The 18,809-nt window shown below is 66.9% G+C and carries 19 protein-coding genes and 1 pseudogene; 6 read left to right on the plus strand and 14 right to left on the minus strand.

The window, feature by feature from the left end; translation table 11 throughout:
- Positions 1-11 precede the first annotated feature (11 nt).
- Both AB0E56_RS11960 and AB0E56_RS11965 read left to right on the plus strand, forming a co-directional pair.
- Positions 12-707, plus strand: a complete 696-nt coding sequence (locus AB0E56_RS11960; RefSeq protein WP_359799170.1) for an ABC transporter ATP-binding protein — start codon at positions 12-14, stop codon at positions 705-707.
- Entirely contained in the window at positions 704-2,026 is a 1,323-nt protein-coding gene (locus AB0E56_RS11965) for an FtsX-like permease family protein (protein ID WP_359799171.1), read from the plus strand. Before AB0E56_RS11960 ends, AB0E56_RS11965 begins: the two co-directional genes overlap by 4 nt.
- Before the next feature lie 88 nt (positions 2,027-2,114).
- Here the strand turns inward: AB0E56_RS11965 and AB0E56_RS11970 are convergent.
- Positions 2,115-2,249 (minus strand): annotated as a pseudogene (locus AB0E56_RS11970) (zinc finger domain-containing protein); the annotation flags it as partial.
- 259 nt (positions 2,250-2,508) lie between these two features.
- On the opposite strand from AB0E56_RS11970, the gene AB0E56_RS11975 reads away from it, so the two are divergent.
- Both AB0E56_RS11975 and AB0E56_RS11980 read left to right on the plus strand, forming a co-directional pair.
- The gene (locus tag AB0E56_RS11975) at positions 2,509-3,507 is read left to right on the plus strand and encodes an HNH endonuclease signature motif containing protein (protein WP_359799172.1); all 999 of its coding nucleotides are present in this window, start codon (positions 2,509-2,511) and stop codon (positions 3,505-3,507) included.
- A gap of 207 nt (positions 3,508-3,714) precedes the next feature.
- Positions 3,715-6,060: an AAA family ATPase gene (locus tag AB0E56_RS11980; protein ID WP_359799173.1), complete on the plus strand. Its 2,346-nt coding sequence runs from the start codon at positions 3,715-3,717 to the stop codon at positions 6,058-6,060.
- A 309-nt stretch (positions 6,061-6,369) separates the two neighbouring features.
- Here AB0E56_RS11980 and AB0E56_RS11985 read toward each other — a convergent pair whose 3' ends face one another.
- The 8 genes from AB0E56_RS11985 to AB0E56_RS12020 all read right to left on the minus strand — a co-directional run bounded on the left by AB0E56_RS11985 (position 6,370) and on the right by AB0E56_RS12020 (position 12,417).
- Positions 6,370-6,648, minus strand: a complete 279-nt coding sequence (locus AB0E56_RS11985; RefSeq protein ID WP_359799175.1) for a hypothetical protein — start codon at positions 6,646-6,648, stop codon at positions 6,370-6,372.
- 459 nt (positions 6,649-7,107) lie between these two features.
- On the minus strand, positions 7,108-7,239 hold the full coding sequence (locus AB0E56_RS11990) for a hypothetical protein (RefSeq protein WP_359799177.1): 132 nt from the start codon (positions 7,237-7,239) through the stop codon (positions 7,108-7,110).
- Positions 7,240-7,317: 78 nt separating this feature from the next.
- Entirely contained in the window at positions 7,318-8,187 is an 870-nt protein-coding gene (mutM, locus tag AB0E56_RS11995) for a bifunctional DNA-formamidopyrimidine glycosylase/DNA-(apurinic or apyrimidinic site) lyase (RefSeq protein WP_359799179.1), read from the minus strand.
- Positions 8,180-8,872 (minus strand): ribonuclease III, encoded by a 693-nt coding sequence (gene rnc / locus AB0E56_RS12000; RefSeq protein WP_359799180.1) that lies wholly within the window; start codon positions 8,870-8,872, stop codon positions 8,180-8,182. Before rnc ends, mutM begins: the two co-directional genes overlap by 8 nt.
- Positions 8,873-8,882: 10 nt before the next feature.
- Entirely contained in the window at positions 8,883-9,092 is a 210-nt protein-coding gene (rpmF, locus tag AB0E56_RS12005) for a 50S ribosomal protein L32 (RefSeq protein ID WP_017830754.1), read from the minus strand.
- A 2-nt stretch (positions 9,093-9,094) separates the two neighbouring features.
- Positions 9,095-9,643 (minus strand): DUF177 domain-containing protein, encoded by a 549-nt coding sequence (locus AB0E56_RS12010; protein WP_359799183.1) that lies wholly within the window; start codon positions 9,641-9,643, stop codon positions 9,095-9,097.
- A 71-nt stretch (positions 9,644-9,714) separates the two neighbouring features.
- On the minus strand, positions 9,715-10,212 hold the full coding sequence (gene coaD / locus AB0E56_RS12015; RefSeq protein ID WP_359799185.1) for a pantetheine-phosphate adenylyltransferase: 498 nt from the start codon (positions 10,210-10,212) through the stop codon (positions 9,715-9,717).
- A 30-nt stretch (positions 10,213-10,242) separates the two neighbouring features.
- Positions 10,243-12,417 (minus strand): ATP-dependent DNA helicase RecG, encoded by a 2,175-nt coding sequence (locus AB0E56_RS12020; RefSeq protein WP_359799186.1) that lies wholly within the window; start codon positions 12,415-12,417, stop codon positions 10,243-10,245.
- Between the two features lie 61 nt (positions 12,418-12,478).
- On the opposite strand from AB0E56_RS12020, the gene rsmD reads away from it, so the two are divergent.
- On the plus strand, positions 12,479-13,072 hold the full coding sequence (rsmD, locus tag AB0E56_RS12025; RefSeq protein ID WP_359799188.1) for a 16S rRNA (guanine(966)-N(2))-methyltransferase RsmD: 594 nt from the start codon (positions 12,479-12,481) through the stop codon (positions 13,070-13,072).
- Here the strand turns inward: rsmD and thiL are convergent.
- Positions 13,042-14,037 carry a thiamine-phosphate kinase gene (gene thiL / locus AB0E56_RS12030; protein ID WP_359799189.1) on the minus strand — a complete coding sequence of 332 codons (996 nt, stop codon included), beginning with the start codon at positions 14,035-14,037 and terminating at the stop codon, positions 13,042-13,044. The genes rsmD and thiL overlap by 31 nt on opposite strands.
- A 23-nt stretch (positions 14,038-14,060) precedes the next feature.
- Between thiL and AB0E56_RS12035 the strand changes: the two genes are divergently transcribed.
- On the plus strand, positions 14,061-14,546 hold the full coding sequence (locus AB0E56_RS12035; protein WP_359799191.1) for a DUF3515 family protein: 486 nt from the start codon (positions 14,061-14,063) through the stop codon (positions 14,544-14,546).
- An 18-nt stretch (positions 14,547-14,564) separates the two neighbouring features.
- Here the strand turns inward: AB0E56_RS12035 and AB0E56_RS12040 are convergent, their stop codons facing one another.
- The 4 genes from AB0E56_RS12040 to murA are packed head-to-tail and all read right to left on the minus strand — an operon-like array spanning position 14,565 to position 18,804.
- Positions 14,565-15,647 (minus strand): D-alanine--D-alanine ligase family protein, encoded by a 1,083-nt coding sequence (locus tag AB0E56_RS12040; RefSeq protein WP_359799192.1) that lies wholly within the window; start codon positions 15,645-15,647, stop codon positions 14,565-14,567.
- On the minus strand, positions 15,553-16,686 hold the full coding sequence (locus tag AB0E56_RS12045) for an NAD(P)H-dependent glycerol-3-phosphate dehydrogenase (protein ID WP_359799194.1): 1,134 nt from the start codon (positions 16,684-16,686) through the stop codon (positions 15,553-15,555). Before AB0E56_RS12045 ends, AB0E56_RS12040 begins: the two co-directional genes overlap by 95 nt.
- Positions 16,676-17,440, minus strand: coding sequence for a lysophospholipid acyltransferase family protein (locus AB0E56_RS12050; protein WP_359799196.1), 765 nt, complete (start codon positions 17,438-17,440; stop codon positions 16,676-16,678). Before AB0E56_RS12050 ends, AB0E56_RS12045 begins: the two co-directional genes overlap by 11 nt.
- Complete coding sequence (murA, locus tag AB0E56_RS12055; protein ID WP_359799197.1) at positions 17,437-18,804, minus strand: UDP-N-acetylglucosamine 1-carboxyvinyltransferase; 1,368 nt, start codon at positions 18,802-18,804, stop codon at positions 17,437-17,439. Before murA ends, AB0E56_RS12050 begins: the two co-directional genes overlap by 4 nt.
- Positions 18,805-18,809 lie beyond the last annotated feature (5 nt).

The raw sequence follows: 18,809 nt of genomic DNA on the forward strand, positions 1-18,809 counted from the left end.
AGGCTGGAGTCATGAACATTCCCGTGATTGAAGCCCACGCCCTCACCAAGAACTTCGGCTCGACCCGCGCACTCGCCGGTGTCGATCTCGCGATCCACCGCGGCGAGTCGGTGGCGATCATGGGTGCGTCCGGCTCCGGCAAGACGACGCTGTTGCACGTGCTCGCGGGAATCACCTCTCCCGATGCGGGGAGCGTCGTGTTCCGTCCGGCCGAGGGCGCACCCATCGAGGTCACCGCGCTCGGCGAGTCCGCGCGGTCTCGGCTTCGTCGAGAGCGCTTCGGTTTCGTGTTCCAGCAGGGTCTGCTCATCCCGGAGCTGACGGCGGTGGAGAACGTCGCCCTCGCGTCTATGATCAACGGCGTCCGGCGGCAGGATGCGGTGCACCATGCGGCCTCCTGGCTGGCATCACTCGGCCTCAGCGGCATGGAGGACCGTCGCATCGGCGAGCTCTCCGGCGGCCAGGCGCAGCGCGTCGCGATCGCTCGCGCACAGGTCACGGGCGCCGAGCTCGTCTTCGCCGACGAACCAACGGGCGCGCTCGATTCGCACACATCCGCGGAGGTGATGGATGCCCTCCTGTGGTCGACCACAGGTCAAGGTCGCACGCTGGTCGTGGTCACCCACGATCCTGAGGTGGCCGGTCGCTGCACCCGCACGGTCGCGGTGCGCGACGGCCGTATCGTCTCGGCGGCGGTGAGCGCGTGAACCGCAACGTCCTGGCCCTGCTCCTCCGGCCGACACCCGGTCAGAACAGCGTGCTCGCGCTGCCCGTCGTCGCATTCGGCGTGGTCACGGCCCTGGTCCTCACCGTCGTCGGCGGTGCGCAGTCCTTCTGGGGCTGGACAGACGAGTACGCCCCCCTCTACCAGGCCCTCGCTGCCATCGCACTCGTCCTCCTGGTGGTCCCGTTAATGTCGCTCGGCGGCGCGGCAGCGCGGTTGTCCGCCCGACGTCGGGACGAACGCCTCTCGACGCTCCGCCTCCTGGGTGTCTCGCCTGCGGGGGTGACCGTCGCCACGGTGACGGAGTCCGTCTTCGTCGCCGCCGCCGGAGCACTCGTCGGGGTGATCGCCCACCTCGCGATGAGTCCCCTCATCGGCCTGATCCCTTTCCGCGGCGAGCCCCTCGGATTCACGGCCGTCCTCCTGCCTCCGCTGCAGATCGCCCTGGTGTTCGTGGGCGTGCTCCTGGTGTCCGCCGCCAGCGCCATCATCGGCCTGCGTCGCGTCGTGATCTCTCCCCTGGGGGTTCGGACGCGCACGGATGTGACGAAGGTGCACTGGTTCAGAGCGGTGTTCGCTGGAGGAGCGGTCGCCATCGCGTTCGTCCTGATCAAGGTGTTCCCCTCGATCGGCGGCCTCGTGACCACCATCGTCGTGGTCGCCGCCCTGTTCGGCGCGGTGCTGGCCGTCCTCAACCTGGTCGGCCCGTGGGTGCTGAAGGTCTCAGCATCACGGCAGCTCCGGCGTGCCGAGCGCCCGGACCGCCTGCTCGCCGCACGCATCGTCCTCGACTCCCCCAAGGCGGCGTGGCGTCAGGTCGGCGGCATCGCCATGGCGAGCTTCATGGCCGTGTTCGCAGGAACGGGCGTGGCACTGATGAACGTGATGACGGGGCCTGAGGCGTCGTCGACCGATCTCGCGCTCGCGCAGGACATCCGCACCGGCCTCATCATCACCCTCATCGGCTCATTCCTCATGGTGGCGGCGTCCGTCGGGGTCAACCAGACGTCCGATGTGCTCGATCAGCGCGAACTGCACCGCAGCCTCCATCATCTGGGCATGCCACTGGAGACCGTCGACCGCGCCCGTCGACGCGCCATCATGTCGCCGCTGCTCGTCACGGCGATCGGTTCGGCGCTCGTCGCCGCCGTGCTGGTCTTCCCGTTGGTCGGACTCGCACTGATCACGGCGCCCGCGTCGCTGGCCACCATCGCCCTCGTCGTCGCCGCCGGTATCGGCGTGGTGTGGGCGAGCACGAGGGCGACGCGTCCGCTCCTGGGAGGGGCTTTCCAGACAGCTTGACCGGCGACTACGGCCCCGGCGGTCCCGGTGGGAGGACGCGCGACACCTCCCGCCACGACCTCCGCTGGGTCGCAGGGCGCGCGACGGGTCAGCGTCGGCGCTGGCACCTCGGGCAGAAGTGCGACGACCGGTTCATGAAGGCGGCACGCGTGATCGGCGTTCCGCAGCGCGGGCACGGCTGTCCGCCACGGCCGTAGGCGTTCAGGGAGTGCGCGAAATAACCCCACTACAGCAGCAATGTACATTCATCACCTGGGCCGACACCCGTCAGCGGCGGGGTGCCCGGATTGAGGAGCAGAGCGAGGCGTCCGCTCTGCTCCTCGGTGAACGGAGGAACCGCCGCCCTGACCGCGGCGACGTATTGCGGGTTCGGCGGGTGAGGTCGCGCCGTCTTTGTCGGGGGCTCTGGATAGCATGGCAACAGACTCAACCGGCTGAAACACATAGCTCTACCCAAGAGAGCCTTACTCAGGAGAAGAAGAATGCCCAAGTGGCTCTTTGTTACGTTGCTGATCGCGTTGCCGTTGCTTCTCGGAGCGATTCACCCGATCCTCTTCGTTCTCGCTCTCGCCGGAGTCTTGATCGCGAATCCAATGATCTGGAAGTACCGGAAGAACAAGTACTTCAATGGTGAAGAGTTCCAGGGGCTCCGCGCTCAGATTGCCTCGGTTGTTGCCGAGCACAACGAGGTCGTGAACTACGTCGCGGAAATTCGCGGCCAGGGCGCGTTCGAGCTGGGCGCGTCATCCACCGGCCAGTACGCACACCTCGCGAACTTCGAGAACACGTCTAACTGGAACTACCAGCGCGACCGCAACGTGGCCGAGTACGCGCCTCACGTCCACAATGCATCCCTGCAGGTCGTGCGAAACGCGAGCATGGATCCGATCAAGTACCTGATGAAGTACTTCGAGATCAAGGCAAACCAGGAGACGCTTGTCGACGTGCAGCGAGTAGCCGAGGACATCTCGCGGCTGGAAGAGGCCGTCGCCAACGTGCAGCGTCGTGAAGCCGAGATTGTCACGATGATCAATCCGCCCGCGTTCATCCTTCAGCGATACGCGGACGAATTCTGGAGCCTCGTCGGTGTGCACCTCTCGCCGATCACTGTGCCCTACCCGAAGTACAAGTTCCAGTACGTCTCCGCCGGCGGCAACAGCGGCCAGACGGTGAGCATCGATCTCAACACCCCGACTCTCGATGCGCTTTCGGAGACGCTCGTTCAGAAGATTCGCTGGGCGAAGTCGGCTGCCGGTCAGCGCGCGCTCATGACAGCCCGCCTGCGCGGGTGGATCAAGGATCGCGACCGCCACACCTGCCAGAATCCTGCGTGTGGGGTCTCAGTCGCTGTCGAGCCGAACCTGCTGCTCGAAGTCGATCACATCGTGCCGGTCTCCAAGGGCGGTCTCAGCGAGCCTGACAACCTCCAGACGCTGTGCTGGCGCTGCAACCGCACCAAGGGCGCAAGGATGCCCGCCTAGCATCGCCTCCCGCACCCTGGCTCGGCCTAACAGAGAGACTTCCTCCGTCAGACGCCCAGCGTAGGCATCTTCCACGGCCCGGGCAGAGCGACCCGCACTCGGGCTATGGCGTTCTACCGGATAGCACGCCCGGGAGCTGACCACGCACGTTGACGTCGTCGACTGCGCGCTAGCCTCATACCAACAACCCTGCTGCACTGGAGAACCGTGACGAAGGCAACGATCACCCGCATCCGCAAAGTCCACGACTATCGCGTCTTTCAGCGCTGGACCGATGACCGGCGGGCGAATAACTTCGCCCGGGTCAATCTGCTCTATGGAACTAACGGCAGCGGGAAGAGCACTCTCGCTAGTCTTCTACGATCCTGCGCAGCATCAGATGCCGCGGCTGCACGGGCACAGCTCGAGCTCGCAGCGTCCATCGACGGCATCGAAAGCACGGTGACGCATGCGACCGAGGGGTTCTGGAGCCGCGTTCAGGTTTTCAACGCGGAGTATGTCCGTGAGAACCTGCGGTTCGATGACAGCCAGGGCCCGCGCTCCGACAGCCTCCTTACGCTGGGCAAGGCGAACGTCGACGCGGAGCTCGAGCTGGCTGAAGTGGAGCGCCGCAGAGCCGAGATCGAGCCCAAGGCCGCCGAAGCACGAGTTGCTGCTAAGACCGCCGAAGCGGAGGTCGAACGACGCATGACAGAGGTCGCCGGACATATTGTCGACGACCTACGCAGTTCCCCCGTCGCCACCTATCGCGGAACGAACACCTATACCCGCAGAAACGTACGCAACCTGCTGGCTGGCGACCGGACAGGCTTCGACTCAGCATCAACTGACGTCGCGGCCGACAGAGGACTAGCCACATCGAGCGCACCCCGCTCGTACACAGCACTTTTCGGAGGAAGCCTGACGAGCGTCGACGAGATCCTTCGAGAGTCACAAGCGCTTCTGAAAGCCGACGTCACATCGCGACCTCTCGATCAGCTCGCCGAGAATGCCACCGGAGCCGAGTGGGTTCAGCGCGGCCTGCAACTTCATGAACACGAAACTGAATGCCTGTTTTGCGGCAATGAGATCTCACCGGAGCGTCGAGCCGCGCTCGCGGCTCACTTCGATCGGTCTGTGACGGACCTGCAAGCCCGCATCGACACCCAGCTTGCTCACTTGAAGGAATGCAGGCAGAGCGCGACCAAACTCGCGGACAGCATGCCTCGCGACGGCGATCTTTACCCCGACCTGGCGGGAGCGTTGCGGACGGCACGGAGCGAGGTCCAAGACCGAGTCGACCGCTACCAGCGGGTCGTCTCCGAGGTTGAGGGCCTTCTCAACGCCAAGAGATCGAACCCTTTTGCCGTTCCAGAACAGGATCTCACTAAGACGGACACGCCGACCCTTCGCGCTGTCGCCGAGGTGGTCGCTACACACGAAACGCGCCGTCTCGCGCATGAGAAAGAAGCTTCGGCGGCTGCTCGCCGAGTCGAGCTGTCCCGAGTCAGGGTATTCGCCGACGAGTATGACCGGCTCGCGAGTTTAGCTCGCGAACTGAGCGAGAAGGCAACGTCCCTTGAGGATGAGCTGCGAGAACTTGGCCAAAGAATCATCACGCTCAGCAACCTCGATGCTGACCCGGTCCCGCAAGCTGCCGAGCTGACGGCGAGTGTGGCGCGCCTGCTTGGTCGTTCGGAGCTCGCCTTCACGCCGAGCGACGATGGCAAGCAGTACCGAATTGAACGGTCGGGCTTCCCCGCCACCCATCTGAGCGAAGGAGAGCGGACTGCCATCGCGCTCCTGCACTTTCTCGCGAGCATCCGAGAAGGGGTTCTAGCCGGCGACGCACCCATCGTGGTGATCGACGATCCAGTGTCGAGCATGGACGAGGGGATCCTCTTCGGGATCTCGTCGTTCCTATGGTCTGCACTCGTGGAGCACACCTACGCCAGTCAAGTCTTCTTGCTCACGCACAACTTCGAGTTGTTCCGGCAGTGGGTGGTCCAGCTCGAAGGTGCCGGGCGACACGTCCTCGGCGGATACACCATCCACGAGATTCGTATGCGACATCGACGCGCAGGGTCCGCCGCACCCCGTCGCGCTCCCGAGCTTGATCCCTGGACTTCTGATCCCCGGCAGTCCAGCAGGCTTCGGTCGCTCTACCACTTCCTGTTCGCGCGTGTGGCGACGTCGGTCATCGATGCGAAGCCCGATCTCAGCTTGGCCGCGCGCATGGACCTCCTCGCTCTCGCGCCCAACGCAGCGCGGAAGATGCTGGAGGCATTCCTCAGCTTCCGCTTCCCGCAACACATCGGCAAGTTTCACCTCGGCATGAAGGCGGCGATCGATGCGGTGGATGACACGAATATCCGCACCCACGTCGAACGCTACCTGCATGCTTACTCGCACAACGAAGAAGGAAATGTCTCAGCGATGATCGATCCAAGTGAGGCAACGGTGGTGCTCAGGTCGCTCTTCTTGCTCATTCGTGCTAATGATCCGAAGCATCTGTCTGCAATGTGCGAAGCACTGGGTATAGACGAGTCCGAGCTGTTCGCGCTGAGCTCCTAGCCCACGCACCGGAGTCTAAGTGGTTTACAGGGCATCACCGTGATCGTTCCCGCAGGGCCGCGTGAGGTGCTTTTTGGACGTCCTCCGAGGTTCCGGAACCGTGCCCTCCATCAGGCTGCTCAAGTGAACGAACGGCAACGGTGCCGAGGGCACGTCCCACGATTGGATAAAAGAGCTGGCCAAGTCCAATCGGCTCGATGGGCATCTATTCCACACCGAGCCAGACATCAGACAAGTCCTCGACCGGCATGTTTAGGTGTTCGACAGCGGCGCGGCGAGCGGCCTGGCCGGCCGACCGGACCCGAAGGATCAAGCCCGCAGTTCGAACACGGGCAGGCCGAACACGTGACGCGAGTTATGAATCGTCGGGTACAGCTGCTGCCCGCGGATCTCATATGCCGGCAATCCGAAAGAGTCCTTCGAGTTGTGGACGGTCGGATAGAGCTGAACTCCGCGGATCTCATAGGTGGGCAGTCCGAAAGAATCGCGATTGTTGTGCACCGTGGGATAGAGCTCTCCCCCACGTGCTTCATACACCGGCAGGCCGAACGAGTCGCGCTGGTTGTGGACTGTGGGGTACACGTTCATTTGGTGGTCCTCTCAAGTTATGCGGCCGTTCAATCATCAACGTAGCCACTGACATCGTTCGCGGAAGCGTTCGAGTCCGTTGCTCGAGGCGTCGTCCTTGGGCACGGCTTGAACGGAGCCGGATTACCGGTGACCTCGGCGACCCTCGGCGCTCGCGCACTTCTTGAGCTCGCCAGCTGGCTCGTTGGCAGGTTCGTCCTCGGCTCCTGCCAGACCTCAAAGCCCGCGGACGAGCATGCCTTCGAGATTGCGCGGGCCTTCCTGGCAGGCAGGCCCTCCCTGGCGGGCTTCGCTCTGGGCCTGCGGGCTCGATGAACGCCCAGTCGATGACGACCGTGACGCCAACCACGCGGTCGTCCTCGTGCGCCTCGACGATTTTCTCCGCAGCCCCGCCAAGACCGTCGTGTCGGCGCGCACGCCGTCGCCGGCGTCAGCGCGGCCGAGTAGGGCGTCGGGAGATCACCTGGACAGCGAGTCGACCTCGTGCTCGTCGTCCTCCTCGTCGATCATGCTGACGGCGGCACTGGAGCCGCGCAGGGGGCCATCGTCGTCACAGCCGCTGATGGTCACGACGGTGGATAGGGAGGTCATCAGGTCGGTCTCGAACGAACTCGTGGCTCGATGCTGGCCGAGATTTCCAGCCTCGGACCTGGGAGTACCGGCGCTTCCTTATCGCTTCGACCTACGCTGGCACTTGGGGCAGAAGTGGCTCGAGCGGTTCATGAATTTCTCTCGCACGATCGGCGTGCCGCATCTCGGACAAGGTAAGCCAGTCCTGCCATATGAACGCAGTTCCCTGGCGAAATACCCGGCCTGTCCGTTGACGTTGACGTACTGGGCGTCGAAGCTGGTGCCGCCCTCGGCCAACGCCTTGGTGAGGACGAGGCGGACCTCTGCGAGCAGCCTGTTCGCAGCGACGGTCGAGAGCCTGTCGGCGGAGGTCTCCGGATGGATGCGTGCCGCCCACAGGGACTCGTCGGCGTAGATGTTCCCGATCCCGCTCACCAGGCCCTGGTCGAGGAGCACCCTCTTGATCGCACTCCGGCGGCGCGACAGAGAGGCCAGGAAAGCGCGGTCGTCGAAGGCGTCGTCCAACGGGTCCCGCGCGATATGACGCACCTGGCTCGGCACGAGGGAGCCTCCGTCCTCGACCAGCGCATCGACCGCGAGGGAGCCGAACGTCCGCTGGTCTGCGAACACGACGGCGAGCTCGCCGTGAGCGGGATGCTCGATCCCGATACGCACGCGCTCGTGTCGCTCCGCCTCGGCGCCCGGCGCACGTAGGAGCATCTGACCACTCATCCCGAGGTGCGCGATCAGGGCCGACTCCCTGTCATCCAGCGGAAGCCAGAGGAACTTCCCGCGACGGGATGCCGCTGTGAAGGAACGGCCTTCCAGCCGAGAGACGAAGTCCGCCGCGCCCGCGGCATGGCGTGTGAGCGCACGCTCGTCGAACACGCTGACTGCGGTGATCATCGATCCGACGACGGCCGGTGCCAGGCCGGCTCGGACGACCTCGACCTCGGGAAGCTCAGGCACGGTCGCTGAGAGTGCGCCAGGCGCTGAGTGCCGCCGCCATCTCCGCGGTCTTCTTGCTGCTGCCGGTACCCGTCATGCGCACATCGCCCACTGCCACGGTCGCGGTGAACCGGCGGTCGTGATCGGGACCGCTGGCCTGGACCGAATACTCCGGCGGGGTGGCGCCGACACGCGCGGCGAGTTCCTGCAGACTCGTCTTCGGATCCATCGCCGCACCGTAGCGCTCCGGGTCCGCGAGGAGGGGTTTCGTCAACCGCAGCACGAGGTCGGTCGCCGCGTCGGGACCGGCGGAGAGGTATGTGGCGCCGATCACGGCTTCCATCGTGTCGGCGAGGATCGAATCCTTGTCGCGCCCTCCGGTCTGCTCCTCACCGCGTCCGAGCAGCAGATGGCTACCCAGATCGATACCCCTGGCCACCTCGGCGAGGGCGACCGTCGACACGACGCTCGCGCGCCGCTTCGCCAGTTCCCCCTCGTCGAGGTCGGGGTGCGTCGTGAAGAGCATCACGGTGACGGCTTGTCCGAGCACGGAGTCGCCGAGGAACTCGAGGCGCTCGTTGTGCGGGATGCCGCCGTGCTCATACGCGTAGGACCGGTGAGTCAGAGCCAACTCCAGAAGCTCCGCGTCGATGTCGACGCGGAGCTTCTCTGGGAGAGGTCTCGTCCCCCCGGGGACCTCCGTCACAGTACGCGACTCAGACGTCGGCGACCTTGCGGCCCTTGTACTCGAGGAAGAGCTCGGTGCCCTGGGAGTCGGTGACGACCTTCGCCTGGTGAGGGCGGCTGTAGACGACCTGACCGTTCTCGATGGTCTTCACGAGGGCGACCGGAGCCGCCTTCCACTGCGCGCGGCGCGAGCGGGTGTTCGAACGGGAAACCTTGCGCTTCGGGGGGTTACCAGCCATGACTAGCTCTCTTCTTTCTCGGCGGCACGAGATTCTTCCGTGCCGTCTTGGTCTGTGATGTTCTGGAGCGCACTCCACCGAGGATCGATGGGAGCGGCCTGCTCCGTTCCGGTGCTCACGGTCAGCCGTTCACCCGTTTTCGGGTCGAGACCCGGGCAATCCGGCTGACACACCGGCTGAAAAGGAAGGGCCAGTACGGCCGCATCCCTGACCAGAGTTTCAAGATCCACGTGGTCGTCTTGAACCTCGAAGTCAGTTTCTTCCTCACCAGGATACGCGAAAAGCTCCTGGAACTCGACTTCGACGGGCCGGGCGATGTCGATCAGGCATCTTCCGCACACGCCGACGTACTCCGCATCGGCTGTTCCCGACACCAGGATGCCTTCGTGGACGGACTCCAGGCGGACATCCAGATCCATCTCGGAACCGGCTTCGAACGTGACGATGCCCTCGCCCCAGGACTCCTTGAGGGCGACGGAGAACTCGTGTTCGCGCATCTCCCCCGGACGCCGGACGATGTCACGGACGGGGAGCACGAAAGGACCGTTCATTCGAGAGCGCACCATTCCATGCTACCGGCCGTCATCCACGGTCGCTCTGACCGCGCATTCAGGCAACCGGCTCAGATACCGCGACCGCCGGTGTCGAGGAACTCCGCGACGGCGGGTGGGACGAACGGCGTCACATCGCCGCCGAGGGATGCGACCTGGCGAACGAGGGAGCTCGAGACCATGGCGTGCGATGGATCGGGCAGGAGGAACACCGTCTCGATGCCGGCGAGGTGCCGGTTGACGATCGCCATCGGGGATTCGTAGGCGACATCGATCTGCGACCGGATGCCCTTCACGAGCACACCTGCACCCACATCGCGCGCATAGTCGACCAGCAGACCCATGCTCCAGGAGCCGACCACGATCTCCCCCGCCATGCCGTCGTCTGCGATCGACCGCTCCAGGAGCGACAACCGCTGGGCGATCGGCAGCATGGCCTCTTTGCCCGGGTTGTGCACGACCAGCACGTGCAGCTCGTCGTACAGGGCCGCCGCACGGCGGATCACATCGAGGTGACCCAGGGTGGGCGGATCGAAGGAACCCGGGACGACGGCGATCCTGCTGCTCATGCGACCAGCCTAGGGCACACGAGGAACGGGTCAGTTCTTCGCCAGGGCTGCCCGATCGTCGTCGCTCACCCGGCGGGCGATGGCCTCGCGCAGGCCGGCGTGCTCGTCGAGCGCCGGGTCGCGCGCGAGGATCGCCTCCGCGATCTCGCGGGCCCGTGTGATGAGACCGGCGTCTTTCACGACCCGGAGGAGCTTCAACGACGAGCGGACGCCCGCCTGCGCAGCGCCCAGGACATCGCCCTCTCCCCGCAGTTCGAGGTCGACCTCGGCGAGGGCGAATCCGTCGAGGGTCGCGGCGACGGCGTCGACACGGTCGCGCGCGAGCGACCCCGACTCCGCCTCCGTGACGAGCAGGCAGAGGCCGGGAACACCGCCACGGCCCACCCTCCCGCGGAGCTGATGCAGCTGCGAGACCCCGAAGCGGTCCGCATCGAGCACGATCATCGTGGAGGCGTTCGGGACGTCGACGCCGACTTCGATCACCGTCGTCGCCAGGAGGAGGTCGATGTCGCCGCGTGCGAACGCCTGCATGACGGCATCCTTCTCCTCCGCCGGCATCCGCCCGTGCAGCACCGCGCGGCGGACGGTTCCCAGAGTGGGATGCGTCGCCAGTGCCTCGTCGAGCTGCACCACTCCCCAGCGCGGACCGTTGCCATTCTCGGGCGCGAGCGCGGCCTGCTCCCCCACCTCGGCCGTCTTCTTGGTCGTGTCGATGGCGGCGCACACCGCGAAGACCTGCCGCCCCTTCGCGATCTCTTCGGCCGCACGCTCCCAGACACGGTTGAACCATCCCGGGTGTTCCGCCAGAGGCGCGACGAAGGACTCGATCCCCGCGCGGCCGGCCGGCATCGTGCGGATGACCGAGGTGTCGAGATCGCCGAACACGGTCATCGCCACCGTCCGTGGGATCGGCGTCGCCGTGAGCACCAGAGCGTGGGGGCTGGAACCCTTCGCCCGCAGCGCCTCACGTTGCTCGACACCGAACCGATGCTGCTCGTCGACGACGACCAGGCCGAGGTCTGCGAACGTCGTCTTCTCCCCCAGCAGCGCGTGGGTGCCGACGACGATGAGCGCCTGACCGGATGCGACCCGCAGCGCAGCCTTGCGCCGCTCGGCAGCAGGCATCTGCCCCGTGAGCAACGTCGGCATGAGCAGGGGCGCCAACTCGGGGCCGAGCATCTTCGCGATCGAACGCAGATGCTGCCCCGCCAGCACCTCGGTGGGAGCGATCAACGCCGACTGACCGCCGCTCTCGGCGACCTGCAGCATCGCGCGCAGCGCGACGAGCGTCTTGCCCGACCCGACTTCTCCCTGGACCAGGCGGTTCATCGGCCACGCGCCGATGAGGTCCTCGGCGATCTGGCCGCCCACCGTCTCCTGGTCGGGCGTGAGCGTGTACGGCATCGCCGCGTCGAAACGCTCGAGGAGCCCACCGGCCCCGGCAGGGCGCGAGGTCGCGGACAGCGCGCGAACCGCATCACGCTGTTGGAGCAGAGCCGTCTGCAGCGTGAGTGCCTCGTGCATACGCAACGTCCGCACTGCAGGATCGATGTCGTTGCGGGTGCGAGGTCGGTGGATCAACTCGAGCGCCGCGCCCGCCGTGAGCAGCTCGTCCCGTTCTCTGATCTCGCCCGTCAATGGATCGGGAACCTCGACGAGGTCGTCGAGCACTCGTCCGATGAGCCGAGCGATCTGCCAGGTCTGGATGGTCGACGTGGCCGGGTAGATCGGGATCGGCACTGCCGCACGCGCATCCGCACTGCGCCGCGCCGCGTCTTCGTCGTCGAAGAGCTCGTACTCCGGATGAGCGAACTGCGTGACGCCGTTGAACTCGCCGACCTTGCCGGAGAACACCCCGCGACGGCCCACCGCCAGATCTTTCGAGCGCCACTCCGCCGCGCCGACGTTCTTGGCGAAGAAGGTCAGGGACATGCGCCCGATGCCGTCGCCGATCACGACGTCGACCATCGCACCCGGTCGGTTGCGCATCCGACGGAAGCTCGACGACAGCACCTCGGCGACGATGGTCACCGTCTCGCCCAACGGCAGATCCCTGATCGGCGTGAGCTCGCCAGGATCGGCGTAACGGCGAGGGTAATGGGAGAGCAGATCGCCGACGCTCTGCATGCCGAATGCCCGCCCGAGCGTCTTCGCGGACGCCGCACCGAGCGCGTCCTCCAACGAGGAATCGAGCGTGAGCGACATGTTCCGAGTCTAGGGACAGGGACCGACACCTCGGACATCCGTCCTGTCGTATCGTGAACGGGTGACGAGGATCATCGCAGGAGCCGCCCGGGGCGCACGACTCGAGGTCCCCGGTGCCGGCACCCGACCGACGAGCGACCGCGTACGCGAATCGCTCTTCGGCGCACTCGAGTCGCTGAGCGCGATCGCCGGAGCCAGGGTGCTCGACCTGTACGCCGGGTCGGGGGCACTCGGGCTCGAGGCCCTGAGCCGCGGGGCGAAGAGCGTCGACTTGGTCGAGCGAGGGCGCCAGGCCGCAGCCATCGTCCGGCGCAACGCCGCGGTCGTCGCGAAGGCCGGAGCCCTGCCACCCGGGCGCGTGCACGAGATCCCGGTCCACACCTTCCTGCAGAGAGCGTCCGGCCCCTTCGACCTCGTGTTCACCGATCCGCCCTACGATCTCGACGACGGGGCGATGACCGCGGATCTCGTCGCGCTCGCCCCGCTCCTCTCCGCCGATGCCGTCGTGGTCGTCGAGCGGGCGCGACGATCGACGCCCCCCGACTTCGCTGCCGCGGGGTTGGAGCAGTTCCGCGAGAAGGCCTACGGCGACACGGCCCTGTGGTGGGCCGAGCCCGCCGAGGATCAGCCGCCGACCGCGTCCCAGTCCCGGTAGGGATCCCAGCCGCTGACGTCCACCGGCAGATCGTCGCACAGCAGGTCGTGCTCCTCCCGTGAGCGCACGCGTCCGATCATGCGGAACCCCGGCGGCAGCGCGTCCTCGGCGAACGTCGCGAGCAGCGCATGATCCTCGCCGCCTGCCAGGGCACGATCGGGCGTGGCCCCCAGAGACGCTCCGTCGAGGGCGATCGTGACTCCGGATGCCGCCGCCATCCGCCGCGCATCGAGCGCGAGCCCGTCGGAGATGTCCATCATCGCGGTCGCTCCGGCCATCGCCGCCACCGCGCCGAGACCGATCGGAGGAGAGGGCCGCAGCTGTGCGGAGAGTGCCGCACTCTCCCCCGGTGCCAATGTCGTGACGTCGACGGCGACCGGAACGTCACCGTCGCGGAACCGCCCGAACAGGACCGCGAGCCCGTGCGCGGCGAGACCGAGCTCACCCGCGACCGCCACGACATCGCCCGGACGCGCACCAGACCGCGTGACCGGAGCACGCCCCTCGAGGTCGCCGAGCGCCGTGACCGCGATCGTCAGCACATCGGACACCGTGAGGTCACCGCCGATGACCGCGCACCCAGGGGCCAGAGCGTCACAGGCCTCACGGAAGCCGTCGGCGAGCCGCTCCACGAACGAGAGTCGGAGATCACGCGGCACGGCCAGCGCGACCAGCAATGCCGTCGGCCGCGCACCCATCGCCGCGACGTCGGCGAGGTTCACGGCCGCGGCCTTCCAGCCGAGGTCGTAGCCGGTGGACCACGCGAGCCGGAAGTCAGGGCCGTGCACCAGCGTGTCCGTCGTCGCCACCACCGACCCCGACGGCGCCGCGAGCACCGCAGCATCGTCTCCGGGGCCGATGAGGGCGTGAGCCGCCCGCGAGGTGCGGCTCAGGATCGCCTGGAGGATCCGCCCCTCGGAGACATCGCCCAGGCGTGGATCATCGTCGTCGGGTCGGGAGAGCATGCTGTCAAAGGTAGCCTGGAAGCATGCCTCGTTCCCGTCGCCTCGCTGCCCTCGCAGGCGCGGTGATCCTCTCCGCAGCCCTCGCCGGATGCTCGACGACCGTGCACCTCGAGCCTGCGGACGATGCGGACAACCCCGCCTGCGCCTCTGTCTCCGTCTTGCTCCCGGACAACGTGGCGGGCTTCGACCGCGTGTGGACGGATGCCCAGGCCACCGGCGCGTGGGGTGAGCCCACCACCATCGCGTTGCGCTGCGGCGTCGAGCCGCCGGCTCCGTCCGCCCTCGTCTGCACCACCCTGGGCGGTGTCGACTGGCTCGTGCTCGAACAGGAGAAGGAACGTCAGCGCCTCGTCACCTACGGCCGCGACCCCGCGGTCGAGGTGAACATCCGACGCGGCGAGCAGATCGACTTCCAGTCGATCGTGGACTCGCTCTCCACCAGCATCCAGTCCGGCCTCGCACCCGCGACGGCGAAGTGCACGGACCGCGTGGAGTTCCCCGCGGGCTGAACCCGCGGGAAACTGCTCTCAGCGCCGCAGACCCGCCTCGATGAGCTCGGTGATCAGCTCGCCGTAGCTCATTCCCGACGCCACCCAGCACTTCGGGAACATCGAGATCGGCGTGAAGCCCGGCATCGTGTTCAGCTCGTTGACCACGAGTTCGCCGGTCGGAGTCAGGAACATGTCGACCCGGGCGAGACCGCGACCGTCGACTGCCTCGAACGCGCGGACGCCCGCGTCTTGGATCGCCGCGACCTCGGACTCGGTCAGTTCCGCCGGGCACACCACGTCGACGCCGTCGCCACCGAGGTACTTGCCCTCGAAGTCGTAGAAGCCCCGAGAAGTGAGCACGATCTCACCGGGGAGCGACGCCCTGACGCCCTGTGTGCTCTCGAGCACCGCGACCTCGATCTCGCGTCCGCTCACTCCGCTCTCGATGAGCACCTTGTCGTCTTCCGCGAACGCGACCGCGAGTGCGGCGTCGAGCTCTTCGGGGGACTCGACCTTCGAGACGCCGACACTCGAGCCCGCCCGCGCCGGCTTGACGAAAAGCGGCAGGCCGAGCGCCGCAGCGCGCGTGCGCACTTCGCCCTGGTCGCCGTCCCAGTCCTTGCGGCGCACGGTCACCCATGGCGCCACGGAGATGCCGGCGGCCTGCAGAGCGATCTTCATGAAGTGCTTGTCCATGCACAGCGCGGAGTCGAGCACTCCGCCGCCCGCATACGGGACCTCGAGGGTGTCGAAGTATCCCTGGATGGTGCCGTCTTCGCCGTGCGGTCCGTGGAGAATGGGCAGGACCACATCGATATCGCCGAGATCATCGACGGCCCCGTCGACCTGCACGACGCGGAGGGTGCGGTCGCCACCCGGCTCCGGCCATCGCACACGGGTGCCGTTGTCGACGACCTCGGGGAGGTGGGCGGCGTCGAGCGGGAACTTCGCGGGATCGTCGTCTTCGAGGACGAAGGCGCCCTCGCGGGTGATCCCCACCGGGATCACGGCGTAGCGGTCGCGATCAATCGCTCCCAGCACGCCCCCCGCCGTTGCGGAACTGATCGAATGCTCGCTGGAGCGCCCGCCGAAGAGCACCACCACCGTCTGCTTGTCCATGGTTGGTCCTCTCACCCTGCGGGGTGTCGTCGTCCGTCGTCAGGTGGGGTGCGATGTCGCGGGGATCCATCTTGCCGTCGAGCACCATCTTGACCTGCTCGACGATGGGCATGTCGACCTCGGCCTCGCGCGCGAGCTGCAGGATCGGTGCGACCGACGCCAGGCCCTCCGCAGTCTGCTGCATCTGTTTCACGACGTCCTGGAAGCTGTATCCCTGGCCCAGCAGGCGTCCGGCCGTGTTATTACGACTCAGGGGCGACTGGCAGGTCGCGATCAGGTCGCCGAGGCCGGCGAGGCCCTGAAGCGTCTCGGGGTGGGCGCCGTTCGCCACGGCGAAGTCCGTCATCTCGACGAGTCCGCGCGTGATGATCGAGGCCTTCGTGTTCTCTCCGTAACCGACGCCGTCGACGATGCCGATCGCGACGGCGATCAGGTTCTTGAGCACACCGCCGAATTCGGTGCCGATCACGTCGGTGTTCACGAACGTGCGGAAATAGCCGTTGCGGGCCGCTCTCGCGACGATCTCGGCGGTCTCCTGGCTGCGCGAGGAGATGACGGCGGCCGTCGGCTGCTCGCGGGCGATCTCCAGCGCGAGGTTCGGCCCCGACGCCACCGCGATGCGATCGGGGTCACATCGCAGTTCCTGCTGGATCACCTGGCTCATGCGCAATCCGGTACCGCGCTCGACGCCCTTCATGAGGCTGATGATCTTCGCGTCGCTCTCGGCGAGCAGCGGGCGCAGCGCCTTCAGGTTCTCGCGCAGCGATTGGCTCGGCACGGAGAGATACACCTGGTCGACGCCGTCGAGCGAGGTGGCGAGCTCATGTGTCGCGGCCATGGTTCGCGGCAGGTTGATCCCCGGGAGGTAGCGCGAGTTGCGCTTGGCCTCGTTGATCTCCTGCGCCAGCTCGGCTCGGCGAGCCCACATCGTCACCTGGGCGCCGCCGTCCGCGAGGATCTTGCCGAAGGTCGTCCCCCAGCTGCCCGCGCCGATGACCGTGACCCGCGGTCCGACGGCAACGGTTCTCTTAGGAGTCAAGGCGTCCGGTCTCCTTCTGGCCATGGCTCGCGGGGTTCCACCGCTCAGCGGGTGCCTTCTCGTCGCGCAGCTCTTCGAGAAGCGCCGTGATCGCGTTCATGAGGCGGTTCGTGGCCTCCGTGAGCGCGGCGGGCTCGCTCGCACGTCCACGCAGGTCCGACACGTCGACGGGATCGCCGACGAGAACCTGGACGGGCTTGCGCGGCGGCCAGAGGCTGAGCCCCTTCTGGTATCGGCCCATGATGGCCTGCGTGCCCCACTGCGCCATCGGGATCAACGGGATGCCGTCGGCCAAGGCGAGGCGCACCGCTCCGGACTTGCCGCGCATCGGCCACAGATCCGGATCCCGGGTGAGCGTGCCCTCGGGGTACACGATCACACCGCGACCATGCTCGACGAGCTCCTGCGACTGCACCATCGTCTGACGTGCAGACGCCGCCGACGAGGTGCGGGCCACCGGGATCATCCCGGTGCGGCGAAGGAACCACCCGAGCACGGGAACCTTGAACAGGCTCTCCTTGGCCATGAAGCGCGGGGCACGACCGATCCGCCAGACCGCGACCGCCACCACAAGAGGATCGAACTCCGAGTAGTGGTTCGGCGCGAGGATGAAGGCACCCTCCTGAGGGAGCTTCTCCGCACCGCGCACCCGGATCTTCGCGATCAGCGCGACCGGCGGGATCACCAGAGCCGCGAGCGGCCAGAACACGCTCGGCCGCGTCGTCTCCGTCGACCGTCTTGCCATCCGGCTCACCGGATGACGTCGAAGTCGGCGCCGAGCGCGTCGAGCTTGGCGAGGAACTTCTCGTAGCCTCGGCTGAGGATGTCGACGCCAGACACCTTCGACTCGCCGGTGGCGGTGAGCGCCGCGATGATGTGGCTGTATCCGCCACGGAGGTCGGGCACCACGATGTCGGCGCCGTGCAGCGGCGTCGGTCCGGTGATGACCGCGGCCTGCTCCAGGTCACGACGCGGAACGCGCCGGGGACCGTCCTGCAGTCCTCGAGGGTGCACGACGATGTCGGCTCCCATCTTGACCAGAGCCTCCGTGAAGCCCATCCGGTTCTCGTACACGGTCTCGTGCACGACCGAGCGGCCGTGCGCCTGCGTCAGCGCCACGACGAGCGGCTGCTGCCAGTCGGTCATGAACCCCGGGTGCACGTCGGTCTCGATCACGACGGGCTTGATCTCTCCGTCGCGGCGGAACAGGATGCCGTCCTCCTGGATGTCGAACCAGCCACCAGCCTTGCGGAAGACGTTGAGGAACGTCAGCATCTCCTGCTGCTTGGCACCGCCGACGAAGATCTCGCCATCCGTCGCGAGTGCGGCGGATGCCCAGGACGCTGCTTCGTTGCGGTCGAAGATCGAGCGGTGGTCGTAGCCGCGCAGCTTCTCGACACCCTCGATCACGATGACCCGGTTGGGCTCGTACGAGATGATGGCGCCCATCTTCTGCAGCACGGCGATCAGGTCCATGATCTCCGGCTCGATGGCCGCGTTGCGCAGCTCCGTGACGCCCTGCGCCCGGACGGCCGTGAGCAGCACCTGCTCGGTCGCACCGACGCTCGGGTACGGCAGGTGGATGTTCGCGCCGTGGAGGCGGGTGCCCCCGGTCGAGAGACGGATGCCGCTCGGGAGCTTCTCGACGATCGCCCCGAACTTGCGCAGCGCGTCGAGGTGGAAGTCGATCGGGCGATCGCCGATGCGGCATCCGCCGAGGTCGGGGATGAACGCCTGGCCGAGGCGATGCAGCAGCGGTCCGCAGAAGAGGATCGGGATGCGGGAGGCCCCGGCATGCGCGTCGATCTCCTCGAAGTGGGCGGACTCGACGTCGCTCGGGTCGAAGACGAGCGACCCCGGCTCGTCGCCCTCGGACACGCGGACGCCGTGCACCTCGAGCAGCGAGCGCACGACGGCGACATCGCTGATCGCCGGCACGTCGCGCAGGGTGCTCACCGTCTCGCCCAGAAGCGAGGCGACCATGGCCTTGGTCGCGAGGTTCTTCGCACCCTTGACGTCGACGCGTCCTCGCAGCGGGCGTCCGCCTCGAATGGCGAGGACGTCTCCGGTGAGTGCAGGGACTCCGTCCGGGAGAGCGTCGCGCACAGGTGTCGTCATTCGGA

The sequence above is a fragment of the Microbacterium sp. NPDC028030 genome (assembly GCF_040637855.1).
Lineage (GTDB): Bacteria > Actinomycetota > Actinomycetes > Actinomycetales > Microbacteriaceae > Microbacterium.

Bases quoted from the DNA above. Each gene is read 5' to 3' on its own strand.
- AB0E56_RS11960 (WP_359799170.1), top strand. From the start codon at position 12: ATGAACATTCCCGTGATTGAAGCCCACGCCCTCACCAAGAACTTCGGC.
- AB0E56_RS11975 (WP_359799172.1), top strand. From the start codon at position 2,509: ATGCCCAAGTGGCTCTTTGTTACGTTGCTGATCGCGTTGCCGTTGCTT.
- AB0E56_RS11985 (WP_359799175.1), bottom strand. From the start codon at position 6,648: ATGAACGTGTACCCCACAGTCCACAACCAGCGCGACTCGTTCGGCCTG.
- AB0E56_RS11990 (WP_359799177.1), bottom strand. From the start codon at position 7,239: ATGACCTCCCTATCCACCGTCGTGACCATCAGCGGCTGTGACGACGAT.
- rpmF (WP_017830754.1), bottom strand. From the start codon at position 9,092: ATGGCTGGTAACCCCCCGAAGCGCAAGGTTTCCCGTTCGAACACCCGC.
- AB0E56_RS12010 (WP_359799183.1), bottom strand. From the start codon at position 9,643: ATGAACGGTCCTTTCGTGCTCCCCGTCCGTGACATCGTCCGGCGTCCG.
- coaD (WP_359799185.1), bottom strand. From the start codon at position 10,212: ATGAGCAGCAGGATCGCCGTCGTCCCGGGTTCCTTCGATCCGCCCACC.
- AB0E56_RS12020 (WP_359799186.1), bottom strand. From the start codon at position 12,417: ATGTCGCTCACGCTCGATTCCTCGTTGGAGGACGCGCTCGGTGCGGCG.
- thiL (WP_359799189.1), bottom strand. From the start codon at position 14,037: ATGCTCTCCCGACCCGACGACGATGATCCACGCCTGGGCGATGTCTCC.
- AB0E56_RS12035 (WP_359799191.1), top strand. From the start codon at position 14,061: ATGCCTCGTTCCCGTCGCCTCGCTGCCCTCGCAGGCGCGGTGATCCTC.
- AB0E56_RS12040 (WP_359799192.1), bottom strand. From the start codon at position 15,647: ATGGACAAGCAGACGGTGGTGGTGCTCTTCGGCGGGCGCTCCAGCGAG.
- murA (WP_359799197.1), bottom strand. From the start codon at position 18,804: ATGACGACACCTGTGCGCGACGCTCTCCCGGACGGAGTCCCTGCACTC.